General features: G+C 62.2%; 18 protein-coding genes. 3 read left to right on the top strand and 15 right to left on the bottom strand.

The window, feature by feature from the left end; translation table 11 throughout:
* Nucleotides 1-9: 9 nt before the first annotated feature.
* Genes VOI22_RS16545 through VOI22_RS16500 form a run of 10 tightly spaced genes read right to left on the bottom strand, consistent with a single transcriptional unit; the run spans nt 10 to nt 9,935 of the window.
* A complete protein-coding gene (locus VOI22_RS16545; RefSeq protein ID WP_323797558.1) occupies nt 10-597 on the bottom strand; it encodes a uracil-DNA glycosylase family protein in 588 nt (195 codons plus the stop codon).
* Nucleotides 590-1,114, bottom strand: coding sequence for a DUF2937 family protein (locus VOI22_RS16540; protein WP_323797557.1), 525 nt, complete (start codon nt 1,112-1,114; stop codon nt 590-592). The genes VOI22_RS16545 and VOI22_RS16540 overlap by 8 nt, the downstream gene beginning before the upstream one ends.
* Complete coding sequence (locus VOI22_RS16535; RefSeq protein ID WP_323797556.1) at nt 1,111-2,349, bottom strand: phosphopentomutase; 1,239 nt, start codon at nt 2,347-2,349, stop codon at nt 1,111-1,113. The genes VOI22_RS16540 and VOI22_RS16535 overlap by 4 nt, the downstream gene beginning before the upstream one ends.
* The gene (deoA, locus tag VOI22_RS16530) at nt 2,349-3,662 is read right to left on the bottom strand and encodes a thymidine phosphorylase (protein WP_323797555.1); all 1,314 of its coding nucleotides are present in this window, start codon (nt 3,660-3,662) and stop codon (nt 2,349-2,351) included. The genes VOI22_RS16535 and deoA overlap by 1 nt, the downstream gene beginning before the upstream one ends.
* 12 nt (nt 3,663-3,674) lie before the next feature.
* Nucleotides 3,675-4,403 (bottom strand): deoxyribose-phosphate aldolase, encoded by a 729-nt coding sequence (deoC, locus tag VOI22_RS16525; protein ID WP_323797554.1) that lies wholly within the window; start codon nt 4,401-4,403, stop codon nt 3,675-3,677.
* Nucleotides 4,396-5,220: a purine-nucleoside phosphorylase gene (locus tag VOI22_RS16520; protein ID WP_323797553.1), complete on the bottom strand. Its 825-nt coding sequence runs from the start codon at nt 5,218-5,220 to the stop codon at nt 4,396-4,398. Before VOI22_RS16520 ends, deoC begins: the two co-directional genes overlap by 8 nt.
* Complete coding sequence (locus tag VOI22_RS16515) at nt 5,217-6,194, bottom strand: ABC transporter permease (protein ID WP_323797552.1); 978 nt, start codon at nt 6,192-6,194, stop codon at nt 5,217-5,219. The genes VOI22_RS16520 and VOI22_RS16515 overlap by 4 nt, the downstream gene beginning before the upstream one ends.
* 9 nt (nt 6,195-6,203) lie before the next feature.
* Entirely contained in the window at nt 6,204-7,310 is a 1,107-nt protein-coding gene (locus VOI22_RS16510; protein WP_323797551.1) for an ABC transporter permease, read from the bottom strand.
* On the bottom strand, nt 7,307-8,923 hold the full coding sequence (locus VOI22_RS16505) for an ABC transporter ATP-binding protein (RefSeq protein WP_323797550.1): 1,617 nt from the start codon (nt 8,921-8,923) through the stop codon (nt 7,307-7,309). Before VOI22_RS16505 ends, VOI22_RS16510 begins: the two co-directional genes overlap by 4 nt.
* Nucleotides 8,924-8,942: 19 nt before the next feature.
* Nucleotides 8,943-9,935 carry a BMP family ABC transporter substrate-binding protein gene (locus VOI22_RS16500; RefSeq protein ID WP_323797549.1) on the bottom strand — a complete coding sequence of 331 codons (993 nt, stop codon included), beginning with the start codon at nt 9,933-9,935 and terminating at the stop codon, nt 8,943-8,945.
* Between the two features lie 159 nt (nt 9,936-10,094).
* On the opposite strand from VOI22_RS16500, the gene VOI22_RS16495 reads away from it, so the two are divergent.
* Entirely contained in the window at nt 10,095-10,436 is a 342-nt protein-coding gene (locus VOI22_RS16495; protein ID WP_323797548.1) for a DUF1491 family protein, read from the top strand.
* An 87-nt stretch (nt 10,437-10,523) separates the two neighbouring features.
* Here the strand turns inward: VOI22_RS16495 and VOI22_RS16490 are convergent, their stop codons facing one another.
* From VOI22_RS16490 to VOI22_RS16480, 3 genes are all read right to left on the bottom strand, one after another.
* The gene (locus VOI22_RS16490; RefSeq protein ID WP_245577482.1) at nt 10,524-10,988 is read right to left on the bottom strand and encodes a peptidylprolyl isomerase; all 465 of its coding nucleotides are present in this window, start codon (nt 10,986-10,988) and stop codon (nt 10,524-10,526) included.
* Nucleotides 10,989-11,050: 62 nt separating this feature from the next.
* Nucleotides 11,051-11,581, bottom strand: a complete 531-nt coding sequence (locus VOI22_RS16485) for a peptidylprolyl isomerase (RefSeq protein ID WP_323797547.1) — start codon at nt 11,579-11,581, stop codon at nt 11,051-11,053.
* A 49-nt stretch (nt 11,582-11,630) separates the two neighbouring features.
* Entirely contained in the window at nt 11,631-13,100 is a 1,470-nt protein-coding gene (locus tag VOI22_RS16480; protein ID WP_323797546.1) for a cobyric acid synthase, read from the bottom strand.
* Nucleotides 13,101-13,422: 322 nt separating this feature from the next.
* Here VOI22_RS16480 and VOI22_RS21125 point away from each other — a divergent pair, with 322 nt between their 5' ends.
* A complete protein-coding gene (locus VOI22_RS21125) occupies nt 13,423-13,650 on the top strand; it encodes a bacterioferritin-associated ferredoxin (protein ID WP_416366259.1) in 228 nt (75 codons plus the stop codon).
* 128 nt (nt 13,651-13,778) lie between these two features.
* Nucleotides 13,779-14,261, top strand: coding sequence for a bacterioferritin (gene bfr / locus VOI22_RS16475; protein ID WP_323797545.1), 483 nt, complete (start codon nt 13,779-13,781; stop codon nt 14,259-14,261).
* 96 nt (nt 14,262-14,357) lie between these two features.
* On the opposite strand, the gene VOI22_RS16470 is transcribed toward bfr, so the two are convergent.
* Entirely contained in the window at nt 14,358-14,834 is a 477-nt protein-coding gene (locus tag VOI22_RS16470; protein WP_323797544.1) for a hypothetical protein, read from the bottom strand.
* An 84-nt stretch (nt 14,835-14,918) separates the two neighbouring features.
* The gene (locus VOI22_RS16465; RefSeq protein WP_323797543.1) at nt 14,919-16,151 is read right to left on the bottom strand and encodes a glycosyltransferase; all 1,233 of its coding nucleotides are present in this window, start codon (nt 16,149-16,151) and stop codon (nt 14,919-14,921) included.
* Between the last annotated feature and the right edge of the window lie 15 nt (nt 16,152-16,166).

Raw genomic sequence — 16,166 nt, 5'->3', positions numbered from 1 at the left:
GCATGCCGCCTACCGGATGAGCCGCGCCACTTCCGCCTGGAGGTATGGCAGGATCTCGCTCTCGATCCAGGGATTCTTCTTAAGGATATTGCCGCTGCGCCAACTCGGGTGCGGCATCGGCAGATAGCGCGGGAGATATTCCTGCCAGCTCCGGACCGTTTCCGTCAGGGTCTTCTTCCGGTCTTTCCCGAGATATTCTTTCTGGGCATACATGCCGGCAAGGATCACGAGCTCGATCTCTGGCATGTGGCCGAGCAGTGCCTCATGCCATTGCGGCGCGCATTCGGGACGCGGCGGTGCGTCGCCGCCGTTCGGCAGCACACCGGGATAGCAGAAGCCCATCGGCATGATGGCGATCCGCTCGGAGGTGTAGAACGTCTCCCGGTCCAGCCCCATCCATTCCCGTAGCCGGTCGCCGGAGCGGTCGTTCCAGGGAATGCCACTCTCATGCACTTTCGTTCCGGGCGCCTGACCGATGATCAGGATGCGAGCGCCGGGACGTGGCACCACGACGGGGCGCGGGCCGAGGGGGAGATGAGCGGCGCAGGTGCGGCAGGCGGAAATCCGCGCGACAAGGCTTTCGAGAGGATCAGGCACGGCGGCGGTCGAAGCGGCGCCGTTCCCGATGCGGACGTGCGACGATCAGGCGCCAGATCAGGGCCAGCAGCGCATGCAGGATCCAGCCGAGCAGAACGCCGCCGACGGCAAATCTTGGATCAATGGTGAGCGTTGGCTGGAAGGCATTCCATGTGGCGGGGCCGACCACGGGATCAAGATGCTGGAAGGCGACCCAGGGACGTAGCATGTAGGGGGCCTCTCCGAGTGCGGCCAGTGCTTCGTCCAGCGCATTTGCCCGGTCACGCCGACGCAGCATGTTGTCGGCACCGGACCGGACGGCGGCATCCACGGAGGCCCGATAACGATCCGCGAAATCCTCGAGAGAGAGCCCGAAAGCGCCCGCGTCCTCAATGTCCTTTTTATGCGCTGCCATGGCCTCGTCCCGGGCGCCGCCGAGGCGTTGCTCATATTCCTGGACGAGCTGCGGGATCTGCGAGCCGCCGATCCCACCCGCGGCGATCATGGCGATGAGGAACAGGTCCCGGAAGAGTTTCATCGCGCGCGCTCCTTTACCGTCGGGCCGAAAGGCTGGCCGTGCGGCATGTCGGTGATCCCGAGATGACGGGCCAGTGTCTGGCCGATATCGGCAAAGCTGGTCAGGTGCCCGAAGGGAGTATCGGGCCGGGCGCCTCCGAGGGCGAGGGCCGGAACATTCTCGCGCGTATGGTCTGTACCGCGCCAGGTCGGATCACAACCATGGTCGGCGGTGATGACGGCAAGGTCGTCCGGGCCGAGCAGAGCCTCGAATTCCGGCAGGCGCCGGTCGAAGGCTTCGAGTGCGGCAGCATATCCCGCCGGATCACGGCGGTGGCCGAAATGCACGTCGAAATCGACGAAATTGACGACGATAAGGCTATCGGGCCCGGCAGCGCGTGTCTCCGTTAGGAGCAGGTCGAACATCGCGTCATTGTCCGGCGCTTTCACCTCCCGGCCGGTGCCGTCATGGGCGAAGATATCGCCGATCTTGCCGATGGAGATCACAGAGCCGCCGCGATCCGTTTGGCGCTTCAGCAACGTCGGTGCGGGGGGCAGCACGGAATAGTCTCGCCGGTTGGCCGTACGCCGGAAACTGGCCGGGTCTTTTCCTATAAAGGGCCGGGCGATCACCCGGCCGATATTAAGCGGGTCGACAAGTGTGCGCGCTGTCTCGCAGAGGGAGAGCAGCCGGTCGAGCCCGAAATGTTCTTCATGGGCGGCGATCTGCATGACGCTGTCGGCGGACGTGTAGATGATCGGCTTTCCGGTGCGGATATGTTCCGCGCCCAGTTCTTCGATAATGACCGTCCCGCTGGCATGCTTGTCACCGAGCCAGCCGGGCAGATCGGCGGCCTGCATCAGCCGTTCCATCAGGTCGCGGGGGAAGCAGGGCTCGGTTTCCGGGAAATATCCCCAGTCAAAGGTGACTGGCACACCGGTCAGCTCCCAGTGTCCGCTTGGTGTGTCCTTGCCGTTGCTGATTTCGGATGCATAGCCCCAGCTTGCATTCGGCGCCGCCGCTGTCAGGCCGGGCGCGGGCTTTCCCGTACTGGTTTCGAGCGCACTTCCAAGACCGAGCCGACATAGATTTGGCAGGGAGAGTGGACCCGAACGTCGATCGTTATCTCCATGCCCGGTGGCGCAGGCTTCTGCAATATGGCCGACTGTATTCGAGCCCGCATCGCCGAACGCCTCAGCATCGGGCGCGCCGCCGATGCCGACGGAATCGAGAACGATAAGAAAGGCCCGGGCCATCAGGTGATGATCTCGACAATGGGGGAGGCCTCATCCGGCGTACCATTGCCAATGCTGAAAGCCTGTTTCAGTGCGTCGGCCGCACGGGCAGCATCCGCCTCGTCCTTCGCATGAATCACTGCTAGCGGCTGCTCGCCGTCGACTGTATCGCCGAGCCCGGCGATCTCGGTCAGTCCGACAGAGTGGTCGATGCGATCCTCTGCCCGTTGTCGTCCGCCGCCAAGCTCGACCACGGCGAGGCCGATGTGACGCGTGTCTATTGCCGTGATTGTTCCGGTGCGGTCGGCATGGACAGCGACAACATGCGCAGCCTTGGTAAGAGCTTTGGTGTCGCGTAACAGATGGGTCGGCCCGCCAAGGCAGGAGACCATGCGCTCGAACCGTTCGGCGGCCGCGCCGGAGGCGAGGGTGCGCAGCAGTTTTTCTTTAGCGCTCTCCCGATCCGGTGCGAGTCCGCCGGTGACCAGCATTTCCGCGCCGAGCGCGATCACAACCTCATGCAGTCTTTCGTCGCGCCGTTCACCGGTGAGGTAATCGATGGTCTCGCGCACTTCCACGGCATTGCCGGCACTATGGCCGAGCACCTGGTTCATGTCCGTGATAATAGCGGTGGTCGGCAGTCCGGCGCCGTTCGCCACATCGACGATGGAGCGGGCAAGGGCGCGGGAGCCGTCGAGCGTTTCCATGAAGGCACCGGAGCCGGTCTTCACATCCATGGCGAGGCCCTGCAGCCCGGCGGCGAGTTTCTTGGAGAGGATGGAGGCGGTGATCAGCGGAATGGATTCGACCGTCGCCGTCACGTCCCGCACGGCATAGAAGCGCCTGTCTGCCGGGGCCAGATCTTCAGTTTGGCCGATGATGGCGCAGCCTGCCTGCTCGACCGCTCTGCGGAAGCGGGAGACTGACGGCGCTGTCTCGTAGCCACGGATTGAGTCCAGTTTGTCCAGCGTGCCGCCGGTATGGCCGAGCCCGCGTCCGGATATCATCGGCACGAAGCCGCCGGTGGCAGCGACCATCGGGGCCAGCATCAGGCTGACCTTGTCGCCGACACCACCGGTCGAATGTTTGTCCAGGACGGGCCCGCCGAGCGCATCCGCGTCCCAGTCGATCACGTTGCCGCTGTCCCGCATTGCCAGCGTCAGGGCGACGGTCTCTTCGGTATTCATGCCATTCAGGAAGACCGCCATGCCGAAAGCAGCGATCTGTTCCGGGCTCGCTTCGTCGCTGGTAATCCGTTCGACAAAGGTCGCGATCTCGCCTTCCGAGAGGGCGGCGCAGTCACGCTTCTTGCGGATGATTTCCTGGGTCAGCATGGCGGTAGTCTCTCACTCTTTGTGCCCGAGTGTCTTCAACAGAGCGTCAAGCAGACTGCTGGCACCGAAACGGAACGTCTCCGGTGTGGCCCAACCCGGTCCCATGATCTTGTCGGCGAGCCGCAGATAGGCGATGGCCTGCTCCGTCGTGCGGATGCCGCCGGAGGGTTTCAGGCCGACCGGCTTGCCGCTCTCCCGGATCGCTTCCAGCATGATATGGGCGGATTCCAGTGTGGCGGAGACGGCTGTCTTGCCGGTGGAGGTCTTGATGAAATCGGCACCGGCCGCGATGGCATCCCGGCTGGAGTCGGCAATGGCTTGCGAGGTTTGCAGGCGGCCAGTTTCCAGAATGACCTTGAGGTGCGCGGTGCTGCCACAGGCACTCTTGCAAGCCGCAACCAGATCCCCGGCGATGGCTTTGTTGCCGTTCAACCAACTGCCATAGGGCCAGACCACGTCCACTTCGTCCGCGCCATCGGAGACAGCCTGTTTCGTGACCGCGACGGCGCCGGCAATATCCGGACGGCCGTGCGGGAAGTTCGAGACCGTGGCGACGCGGACAGTCGTTCCGGCAAGTGCGCTATTCGCCTGTGCAACGAATGCAGGCCAGACGCAGACTGCGGCGACCGGCCCGGCGGGCGTCACGGCGCGGTTCAGCATGGCGCCGACCGAGGCCGGAGTGTCATTGTCTCCAAGACTCGTCAGATCGAGCATGGACAGCGCGCGGGCGGCTTCAGTCATGAATTGGGTCCTTCAGAAATTCCAGCAGCAGGCGGGTCATCGATTCCGCGATCGTCGCGCCCTGCGTCAGCGTGTGTTCGTGGTCGAGAATTTCGTTCGCCACCATGCCCGCGCCGAAATTGGTTATACCAGAAATTGCGGCGACCCTGAGGCCGGCATGCCGGGCGGCCAGCACTTCCGGCACCGTCGACATACCGACAGCGTCGGCGCCGAGGATACGGAAAGCCCGGATTTCCGCCGGGGTTTCGAAATTCGGTCCGAGCGCCCAGAGATAGGTGCCTTCATGCAGGGCCACACCCTCCGCCTCCGCGCTGCGCCGGAGAGAGTCCCGCAGGCCGATATCGTAGGCCTGGGTCATGTCGAAGAAACGTGGGCCGAGAGCCGCATCGTTCGGACCGATCAGCGGATTGGCGCCGGACCAGTTGATATGATCCGTCAGCATCATCAGGCTGCCGGGTGCCATGTCTTCCCGAAGACTACCGGCGGCGTTCGTCAGCACCAGCGTCTCAACGCCGAGCAGTGCCAGTGCGCATACAGGCAGAACAACGTCGGACAGCGCATGGCCTTCATAGGCATGGGCTCGACCCTGCAGAACGAAGATATCGCGGCCCGAGAGCGTGCCATGAATCAGACGCCCGTGATGGCCTTCGACGGCAGGTCTTGGAAAGCCCGGTATGTCGTCGAAAGAGATCGAGGCTGGATTCTCCACCGCATCTGCAACGGGTCCGAGCCCGCTGCCCAAGATCAGTGCGATTCGCGCGCTTCGTCTAGGCAAGGCCGTGCGGATGGCTTTTGCCGCTGTTCCGTAAGGGGTCACGTCCGCTCCTTCACATAAGGGGTGCCGCTGGCTTTCGGGGCGATGGCCTTGCCGATGAAGCCGGCCAGCAGGACCACGGTCAGGATGTAAGGCAGCGCCTGTAGAAGCTGAACCGGGAAGATGCCGATCACCGGCAACTCGACACCTTGCAGCCGGACGGCCATGGCGTCGAGAAAGCCGAATAGCAGGCAGGCGAACAGGGTCGGCACAGGCTTCCATTTGCCAAAGATCATTGCCGCCAGCGCCATGTAGCCCTTGCCGGCCGTCATGTCGCGTACGAAGGCGGCAGAATGGGCGGTGGAGAGATAGGTCCCGGCGATGCCGCAGAGAATACCGGCGATCGCCATCGCGCTGTAGCGCAGACCGGTGACACTGATCCCGGCGGTATCGACCGCTGCCGGATTCTCGCCGACCGCCCGCAGCCGCAAGCCGAACCGGGTCCGGTAAACCACCCACCAGGTCAGTGGAACGATGGCGAGGGCGAGATAGACGAGGAAATTATGCCCGCTGATCACTTCCGCATAGAGCGGTCCGATTGCCGGAACGGCGCGCATCGCATCCGCGAAGGGCAGGGCATGCTCGGTGAATCGAGCGGAGGCATCGAGGGTCGGCGTGCGGCCACCCTGATGGAACCAGGCAATGCCGAGCACGATCGTCAGCCCGGCGGCGACAACATTGATGGCGACGCCGCTGATCACCTGATCGCCCCTGTGGGTGATGCAGGCGAAGCCGTGCAACAGCGCCAGCCCGACGGAGACCGAAATCCCGGCGCCGAGCCCGGCCCAGGCCGAGCCGGTGGCGGCGGCGGTCGCCGCGGCGGCAAAGGCGGCTGCCAGCATCTTGCCCTCAAGCCCGATATCGATCACGCCGGAGCGTTCGGCGAACAGCCCGGCCATGGCCGCCAGGATCAGCGGCGTGGCAACGCGCAGCGTGGCGTCAAGGGTGAGCAGGATCAGGAGATAGGTGTCTGCCATGTCCGCCTCCTAGCCCCGCACCGGCATCAGCCGGCCGATCAGCCGTGCCACCAGTGGATTGAACATGTAGGCAAGGGCGCCGGAGAACAGGATGATGAAGCCCTGAATGACAATCACCATGTCGCGGGTGATCTGCTCGAACTCGAAATCGAGCTCCGCACCGCCCTGATAGAGGGTGCCGAACAACAGGCTGGCCAGCACGATGCCGATCGGGTGATTGCGGCCCATCAGGGCGACGGCGATGCCGGTGAAGCCGTATCCGGCGGTGAAGTTCAGCAGCAGTTTGTGTTGCACGCCCATGATCTCGTTGATACCGACCATGCCGGCCAGCGTTCCGGACAGTGCCATGGTCCAGAAGATCGTCTTCTTCGGGTCGATCCCGGCATATATCGCCGCTGTCTCGTTCCGGCCGACCGTGCGGATGGCATAGCCCCAACGGGTGCGCCAGATGAAGATGGCGACAAGAACCGAGGCGATCAGGGCGAGGAGGAAGGACAGGTTCAGTGGCGAGCGGGAGACGTCAATCCCGATGACGGCGAACACCTCGTGCGCCATCGGCAGCCAGGCGCTCTCGGCAAATTCCCGGCTTTCAGGCGACATCTGCCCCGGCTTGATCATCACATTGACCAGCAGATAGACCATCAGCGCCGAGGCGATGAAGTTGAACATGATGGTGGTGATGACGATGTGGCTGCCGCGGTAGGCTTGCAGCCAGCCGGGCACCGCCGCCCAGATCCCGCCGAAAAGCGCCGCCCCGATCATGGCCAGCGGCAGGATCGCGTACCAGGGCAGCAGGCCGTCGAGCGCCAGGATGACAAGCCCGACCCCCAGCCCGCCGATATACGCCTGCCCCTCGCCGCCGATATTGAACAGGCCGGCATGGAAGGCGACTGCGACGGCGAGGCCGGTGAAGATGAAATTGGTCGTGTAATAGAGCGTATAGCCAATCGCCTCGTCGTACCCGAAAGCGCCGTACAGCATCACGTCCAGGGCCTCGATCGGGTTTTCGCCGAGTGCCAGGATGACAAGGGCAGAGACTGCGAGCGCGGCCAGGATGTTCAGTGCCGGGATGACCCCGACATCGACCCATTTCGGGAGCTTGATCGGCTGACTCATGCGGCTTTGTCACCCTCGGGACTGCCCTGAGGGGCGTCGTCTTCTGAAATATTCGCCATCATCAGGCCGATGCGTTGCGGGTCCGCCTGTGCCGCATTCATCTCGCCGACGATGCGGCCGTCTGACATGACCAGAATGCGGTCGGACAGGGACATGATTTCGTCCAGCTCAACGGAGACCAGCAGCACTGCCGCGCCCCGGTCGCGCATGGCGACAAGGGTGTTGTGGATGAACTCGATGGCACCGATATCGACGCCGCGAGTCGGCTGGCCAACCAGCAGCAGCTTCGGCTCGGTTTCCAGTTCCCTGGCAAGCACGAGCTTTTGCTGGTTGCCGCCGGAGAACATGGCGGCGGCCAGATGCGGGTTCGGTGGGCGTACGTCGTAGCGGTCCATCTCCGCCGTGCAATCGGCGATGGCGGCTTCCCTGTCCAGCAGCAATCCGTTGTTGAACTGCTCCCAGTCATGGTGCCCGAGGATGTGGTTTTCGTGCGCGGGGAAGGCTGTGACCAGTCCCATATGGTGCCGGTCTTCCGGAACATGGGCGATGCCGAGATCGCGCGCTTCATGCGGATTGTATGGTGTCGCGGTGGAGACGGTGCGGGTGCCGTTGACCGAGAAGGAGCCGCCGGAGAGCGGACGGATGCCGGCAAGTGCCTGGAGCAGCTCGCTCTGACCGTTGCCGGCGACCCCGGCAATGCCGACGATCTCGCCCGCGCGCACGGCGAAGCTGGCAGCTTTGACGCGGTCCACGCCCTGTGCATCCACGACGCTGAGGCCATCGACCTCCAGGATTGTCTCGCCGACCTTCGGCGCCGCCTTGTCCACACGCAGCAGGACCTTGCGACCGACCATCAGCTCGGCGAGTTCCTCGGCGCTGGTTTTCGATGTCGTCCGGTGCGCGACCATTTCGCCGAGACGCATCACCGAAACACTGTCGGTGGCGGCCAGGATCTCGCGCAGCTTGTGGGTGATCAGGATAATGGTGACGCCGCGTTCCCGGAGGGCGTCCAGGATTTCGAACAGCCGGTCCGCTTCCTGTGGTGTCAGCACGCCAGTCGGCTCGTCCAGCACCAGGATACGGGCGCCGCGCACCAGCGCTTTCAGGATTTCGACCCGCTGCTGCTGGCCGACGGAAAGATCGCCGACAAGCGCGTCCGGATCGACTGTGAGCCCGTAATCCTCTGACAGTCGCGCCAGTTCGGCCCGTGCCGCTCGCTCACCCTTGTCGAGCAGTGCCCCGCCTTCGGAGCCGAGCATGACATTGTCGAGCACGCTCATGGTGTCGACCAGCATGAAATGCTGATGCACCATGCCGATACCGAGATCGATGGCGGCTCGGCTGGACTGGATGGTGACCGGCGCGTCGTCGACCAGAATCTCACCTGCATCGGCCTGATAGAAGCCGTAGAGGATCGACATCAGGGTCGATTTCCCCGCGCCGTTTTCGCCGACGATGCCGTGAATGGTGCCGGGCATCACGCGCAGGGTGACGTTCCGGTTCGCCTGAACCGGCCCAAAACTCTTGCTGATGTCCTTCAACTCGATGGCGGGCGGCTTGCCGCCGCCCGCCCCCTCGACACCCGTTATGGACTGTTGATGATCGGAGGTCATGTTTTCTGGTACGCGGCCTTTAGTACGGACAGGTATTGTCGGCCATGTAGTCATGCACCTTGATCTCGCCGGACTTGATGCCCGCTTCGGCCTTCGCGACCGCAGCCTTCATCTCGTCGGTGATCATGGCTTTGTTGTGCTCATCCAGCGCCCAACCGACACCGTTCTCGCCGAGGCCGAGAACATTGATGCCCGGCTTCAACTCGCCCGCCTTGGCGCTCTTGAAGACATTGTAGGCGGCGATGTCCACGCGCTTCAGCATGGAGGTCAGCATGGTGCCCGGATGCAGATAGTTCTGATTGCTGTCGACGCCGATGGCTTTTTTGCCCGCATCTTCTGCGGCCTGCAGCACGCCGAGGCCGGTGGAGCCGGCTGCCGCGAAAACAACGTCCGCGCCGCGGTCGAACTGGCTGCGGGCAAGCTCAGCGCCCTTGGTCGGGTCGTTCCATGCGGCGGGGGTGCTGCCGGTCATGTTCTGCAGAACCTCGATATCCTTGTTCGCCCACTGGGCGCCCCCGACATAGCCGCAGGCGAAGCGGCGGATCAGCGGAATATCCATGCCGCCAACGAAGCCGAGCTTGCCGGTCTTGGAGGCTTTCGCCGCCAGCACGCCGACCAGGAACGAGCCTTCATGCTCGTTGAACACGATGGACTGCACGTTCGGCACGTCGACGACGCTGTCGATGATGGCGAAGCTGGTGTCCGGGTATTCCTTGGCGATCTTCTCGATGGCCGGGCCCTGGGCGAAGCCGACACCGAGGATCGGATTGGCGCCCTTGCGTGCCATGCGGCGGATCGCCTGCTCGCGCTGGGTCTCGTTGGTCACCTCGAACTCGAGATACTTGACCCCGGATTCCTTGGCGAAACGCTCGGCACCTTCGTAGACGCCTTCATTGAAGCTCTTGTCGAATTTACCGCCCATGTCGAACACGACGGCCGGCTTGAATTCGGCAGCATCGGCAGCGGCGCCGATACCGATTGCGGCGATCGCCGCGAATACCCACTGTTTCATTATGTGCCACCCCTGTTTATTAAGGCCGCTCAGGGCCTGTTCGCGGATTTCAATCCGTGGCTGTAGTCTAAAAAAGAAACCGGTCGGAGTCCTGCTGCTTTTACCGATCAGTAAAATTGCGGAAAGCCCGCAGATTTCAGCGACCGCCGGGGATAGCCGATGAGTGGACCGCGTCTCAAGTCGAAAATGCTGGTTCAGGCCGGATTGCGCCAGTGCATGGTGCTTGGCCTGATGGCGACCGTGGTGCGCTCGGGGGATGACGATGCGGGTACGGTGTATCTCAAGATCAACCGGCTTGGCCCCGGCTTCACCATTCTGGCGCTGGCCCGCGAGCTGGACGGCAGCCTGAAATGGCGGTCGCGGACAGGTGAGGAGCCCGTGCCCGAAGCCGATGCGGATGCGATTCTGGAGAAGGAGCGCCGGATCGATCCGGACATCTGGGTTCTGGAAATCGAGGATCGCGAAGGCCGCAATCCGCTTGAAGACGCGATGTTTTTTTAAGGCGGGTTCTTCGAAGCCAGGCTCTTCCAGGCCGGATCCAGGACCGCCCGACAGGCCGGTCCTGGATTGGAGTGATGTTCGTTCAGGTTATTCGGCGTCGGCCGCGACCTGGACCTTGATCATCTTGTCAGGGTCGACCGGCGGCTCGCCCTTCTTGATCATGTCGACGAATTCCATGCCTTCGGTGACTTCGCCCCAGACGGTGTACTGACCGTCGAGGAAACGGGCGTCCTTGAAGCAGATGAAGAACTGGCTGTCGGCGCTGTTCGGGCTCTGGGAGCGTGCGGCGCCGACGGTACCGCGCTGGAACGGCGCGTCGGAGAATTCGGCGTCCAGCTTCTGGCCGGATCCGCTCATGCCGGTGCCGGTCGGGTCGCCGGTCTGGGCCATGAAGCCGTCGATCACCCGGTGAAAGACGATGCCGTCATAAAAGCCCTCGCGGGCCAGTTCCTTGACCCGTGCCACATGCTTCGGGGCGAGGTCGGGCTTGAGTTCGATGACCACGCGGCCGTGGTCGAGATCGATGAAGAGGGTGTTTTCCTGATCGCTCAAGGTTTCGATCCTTCTCTGAGTTTCTGGGAAGATGAGTTTCTGGGAAGAGGTGAGCGTTGGACTTACTGAGCGTCCGCGGCCACCTGCAGTTTCACAATATGATCCGGTGTGCGTGGCGGCTCGCCGCGCTTGATCATGTCGACGAATTCCATGCCTTTCGAGACCACGCCCCAAACGGTGTATTTGCCGTTCAGGAACTGGCAGTCGGTAAAGCAGATGAACCACTGGCTGTCCGCGCTGTTCGGATTACTCGACCGTGCCGCGCCGACGGTGCCGCGCACGAAAGGCGCATTGCTGAATTCTGCCTTCAGCTTCTGTCCGGACCCGCCCATGCCGGTGCCGGTCGGGTCGCCGGTCTGTGCCATGAAGCCATCGATCACCCGATGAAAGATGATGCCGTCATAAAAGCCCTCGCGAGCCAGTTCCTTGACCCGCGCCACATGCTTCGGCGCAATGTCGGGGAGCAACTCGATTTCGACCCGTCCGTAATCGAGGTCGAGATAGAGCGTGTTTTCAAGATCCGCGGCGCGCGCCGGGCCAGTCAACAGGACTGCCGTCAGCAGCACCAACAGGGCGCAAAGGCGATGGGCCATGTATGCCTCCGAGATTGAGCGTTTCCGGCGGCACCATAAACGACCGCGCTCAGCGGGCAAGACCGAACAGAGTTTCAGTGTCCAGATAGGTTTCCAGATGATCGGCCAGCCGGTCCAGAACGCCGTCGATCTCGGCGGTGAAACTCATGTCTGAAAAGCGGGTGGCGCCGAGATTGGCAAGAAAGCTTCGGCGGAAGCCGTCGTCCGAGAACATGCCATGCAGATAGCTGCCGGCGATTTGTCCCGACGCGGAGACGGCACCGTCCTGATGCGCGCCATCTCCATCGTCGATGGTGGCGAAGGGCCGGGATCTGTCTGGGCCGTCAGTCCGGCCGATATGGATCTCGTATCCGGAAATTGGCTCGCCCGTGGCGGAGGTGCCGGTGACGCGTTTCAGGGCTTTTTCAGGGGAGAGCACGGTCTCCACGTCCAGCAGTCCGAGGCCGTCAGCCGATCCGGCAGGGCCTTCCAGTCCGTCCGGGTCATGCACCTTGTGGCCGAGCATCTGATATCCGCCGCAGATCCCGAGCACCCGGCCGCCGCGCCGGACATGGGCGGCGATATCCACGTCCCAACCTTGGGCGCGCAGGTCGGCAAGGTCGCCGATGGTCGATTTCGAGCCGGGGATCAGGATCAGCGCGGCATCGCCAGGCAAAGCGCGTCCGGGCTCCACGATATCAACCGTGATGTCCGGCTCCAGCCGCAGCGGGTCCAGATCGTCGAAATTGGCGATGCGGGAAAGCCGGGGAACGGCGATCTTGACTGGCCCCGCAGTCTCCCTGATCGCGGTTTCAAGGGCGACGGCGTCTTCCGCAGGGAGTTTCCGGGCCTCGGGAAAATACGGCACCACGCCGAGCGACGACCAGCCGGTTCGCTCCGTGACGATGCGCAACCCTTCGTCGAACAGCGAGGCGTCGCCGCGAAACTTGTTGATCAGGTAGGCGGCGATACGCCGGCGGTCTGCCTCGGGGATTACGGCGTGGGTTCCGACGAGGGAGGCGATGACGCCGCCACGGTCGATATCGCCGATCAGAACCACGGGGCATCCCGCGACTTCGGCAAAGCCCATATTGGCGATATCACCGGCCCGCAGGTTGACTTCCGCCGGACTGCCGGCGCCTTCGACGAGGATGAGGTCAGCCTCTTCCTTCAGGCGCGCGAAGCTTTCGCAGACCGCTCCCAGAAGATCCGGTTTCATGGCTTGATAGGCGCGGGCTTTAGCATGGCCGCGCGCCTTGCCCTGCACGACCACCTGGGATCCGAGGTCGGTTTCGGGTTTCAGCAGCACCGGGTTCATGTCCGTGTGTGGCTCAAGACCGCAGGCGCGGGCCTGCAATGCCTGCGCCCGGCCGATCTCGCCGCCATCGACGGTGACGGCGGCATTGTTGGACATGTTCTGGGGTTTGAACGGACGGACCCTGAGGCCGTTCCGGGCTGCCAGACGGCACAGGCCGGCAACCAGAACGGATTTCCCGACATCCGAGCCAGTTCCCTGAAACATCAGCGCTTTTGCCGTCATTTTCGCCACGCGTCCCATGCTCACCGGTACAGGCTAATACCGCAGGTGGATTTATTTGTCCTGTTTACGAAATGTTCAGGTTTAACGGGTAAAAAAGTACCAAGCCAGCGTTGTTCTTCGGAAGGACGCCAGCAACGGAACACTCGAGCCTTTCGACTTCGCTCCCTCCCTCTCGGCTCGAGCTAGGGCGGTCCTTCGGGGCCGCCCGACTCATTTTACCCCAGAAAAAAACGGCCGGTTTCCTGGTGTTTCCGGGAAAAACTAATACAGACCAATTTTGGTGCCTTATTTCGTATTGACAATCAGTCGCAAGAACGATCATATGCGAATGACTCTCAATTGCGGGTATCGCGCGATGTATGTGTGTCTGTGCAATGGATTTACCAATCGCTGCGTCGACAAGGCTATCGAGGCTGGTGCGAGAACGGTTGGTCAGGTGTACCAGAATGTCGGCTGCCGTCCGCAGTGCGGCACTTGCATGAACACCATTCGCGAGCAGCTCGCGGCGCGGACCAGTGAGATTGAAATGTCTTCCACAGACGTCGCGTAGGTTTTGAGGCAAACCCTAAGTCTTTGTTATATTGAATATAATTCGCAGTATTGATTTTGCGAACATACTTGGAATTATTCTAATCAGTGCTATCTTCGGTTCCGGACATTCATACTGGAGCAAGGCCTATGAAGGGCGATAGCAAGGTTCTCGAGTTTTTGAACAATGGACTGAAGGGCGAATTGACCGCCATCAGCCAGTATTTTCTACACGCCAAGATGTTGCAGGACTGGGGTTTTTCGAAGCTCGGTAAGCACGAGTACGACGAGTCCATCGACGAGATGAAGCATGCAGAAAAGCTGATGGCCCGCATCCTTTTCCTCGAAGGTGTTCCGAACCTGCAGTATCTCGACAAGCTGCTGATCGGCGAGGACGTCAAGGAGATCTTCGAAGGCGACATGAAGCTCGAGCTGGACGGCATTGCCAATTACAAGGCGGGCATCAAGCATTGCGAGTCGGTCGGTGATTATGTGACCCGCGATCTCTTTGCCGAGATCCTCGAGGACGAAGAAGGTCACGTCGATTACATCGAGACGCAGCTCGGCATGATCGAGAAGTTGGGCATGCCCAACTATCTGCTGCTGCAGTCCGAAGCGAACGAGATGGACTGACGTAGATCCATCTACGGATTTGCATTGAGTGTTAGGACACCCTGCTGCGCGGGCGGGGTGTCCTTTTTCTTTTTAAGGCAAGCGTGCCGACTTTCCCTAAACCGCCGCAGCAACTGCTTTGCGGGATGAGAATGCGGCCTTCGCCAGGCGCATCGCTGCCAGCGCCGTTGCCTGGATGCTGATCTGCTCCATCCACATTCCGAGGCGGGATTCCACCAGATCGGCCTGGCGCTGCCGGGCTGCGTTCAGGATACGCAGGAGCAGCTGCTCATCGATGCTCAGCGGTGCGGTCTCTATTGTCGCAATGGCGAGGCGCCGGCGGCTGCCGAGAACCAGGAGTGTCATCATCCGGTTAAGCGGCGCGAGAGCCGGAACAAGCCCCGAGAACTCAAACGCGTCGAGAACCGAGCCTGTTGCGCAGCGACGCTCCTCATGGGCGCGCATCCATTGCCGCATGCCCCAGAGGATCAGGGTTTCGAACTCGTCCAATGCCGGAGTGGTCAATGGCGAAGGGAGTGGCCCGCTTCCGGTTCGCGCCTGAATACCTGTTTGTGCTGTGAGCAAATGCTGCACGATTTATCCCTCCCATCGCATGGTCAGGACAGGGTAGTGATTATGAGAATGAGTTGCAATTAAAACAACTCACCTCAAGAGTGATTATTTACCGTTTTTCCCCGCCAGTTCGAAACAGGCGGAGACGATGGTCTGGAGCCCGGCATCCGGGCTCCCCAGTTCGACCGATCTGGCTGCACCGATAGCTTTTTCGAGAAGGGCATCGTCGCGGGCCGCTTGGACAAAAAATTGTGTCAGCGCCTTGCCAGGAAGTTCTTTTGCCGGATTGTTCAGCACACGTGTCGCACCGAGCGTTTCAATCCGCTTGGCGGTCACGAGGTGTTCCAGGTTCCAGGGCATGATCGCTTGCGGGGTCCCGGCCATGGTGCCGGCAACCGCTGTCGAGAGGCCGCCATGGTGCACCAGAAGCCGCGCCTTAGGCATGACCTCGTTGAAGGGCAGGGGCGTCGGGCTGATCCGGAACCGGGCCGTGGAGTTCGAGCGTGCTGCCTCGGCGTTGATGCCGCTGATATAGGCCAGAACCTGGAGGCCGCTTTGTTTCAGGGAATCGATCGCCAGTTTCAGCTGCGGATGGGAATGCGGCATGTAGAAAAACACGCCGTCGGCCGGTCGCTGTTCTTTCGGCAGCGGCGTGATATCCGTCGGCATGTTGAAGGGCGGTACGGTCTTTTCCTCGCGGTGGGCTGCGTAGGGGTCGACGATGGAAAGGGTGAGCGGAAAGGACCGATCACCGTGAAAGGCATCGCTCAGATAGGGGAGCTGTCCTTCGCCGCGCAACCGGAGAACCTTGTTGATGATGGCGAGCAGTTTCGCCTCATGCTTTTTTGAGAAATCTTCCAGCGCGTCCTGCCACGGCCGGATCGGCGGCATTGGTCGGCCGCCGGGCGGCATGGTGTAGCCGTTCCCGATGGTCAGGGACGGGATCCGGCCGCGCGCCGCGATGTTCATGGTCGGACTGAAATCGCCGATCACCAGATCCGGGCGCACAGCGTCGAATAGCCCGCTCCAGGCTTCGAGCCGGGCTGCGAAGCCTCCTTCGTTGCCGTAGCCGATAAGGTTCAGCACATCGGCGAAGGAATGGGTCGGCACAGTCCGTGCTTTTGGATCGGACGGCATGTTCCAGCGCGGGATCGGCAGCAGGTGATAGCCGTCCGGGAGTTTTCCCGTCCCCGGGTCCCAGAAGGCGTCCGCGCGTTCCGTTTCCTGCAGGGCGAGGAAGATCTCCGCGCCCCGTTCCCGGAGCGCACGGGCGATCGGCTTGATCCTGTTGATGTGGCCTAGTCCGGCCCCGAATTCCCATCCGAATAAAATACGCATCAACCGTTACTTTTC

It is taken from the genome of Nisaea sp., assembly GCF_034670185.1.
GTDB lineage: Bacteria > Pseudomonadota > Alphaproteobacteria > Thalassobaculales > Thalassobaculaceae > Nisaea.
Note: the sequence above shows the minus strand (reverse complement) of the source record. Positions and strands in the feature narration are given on the sequence as shown.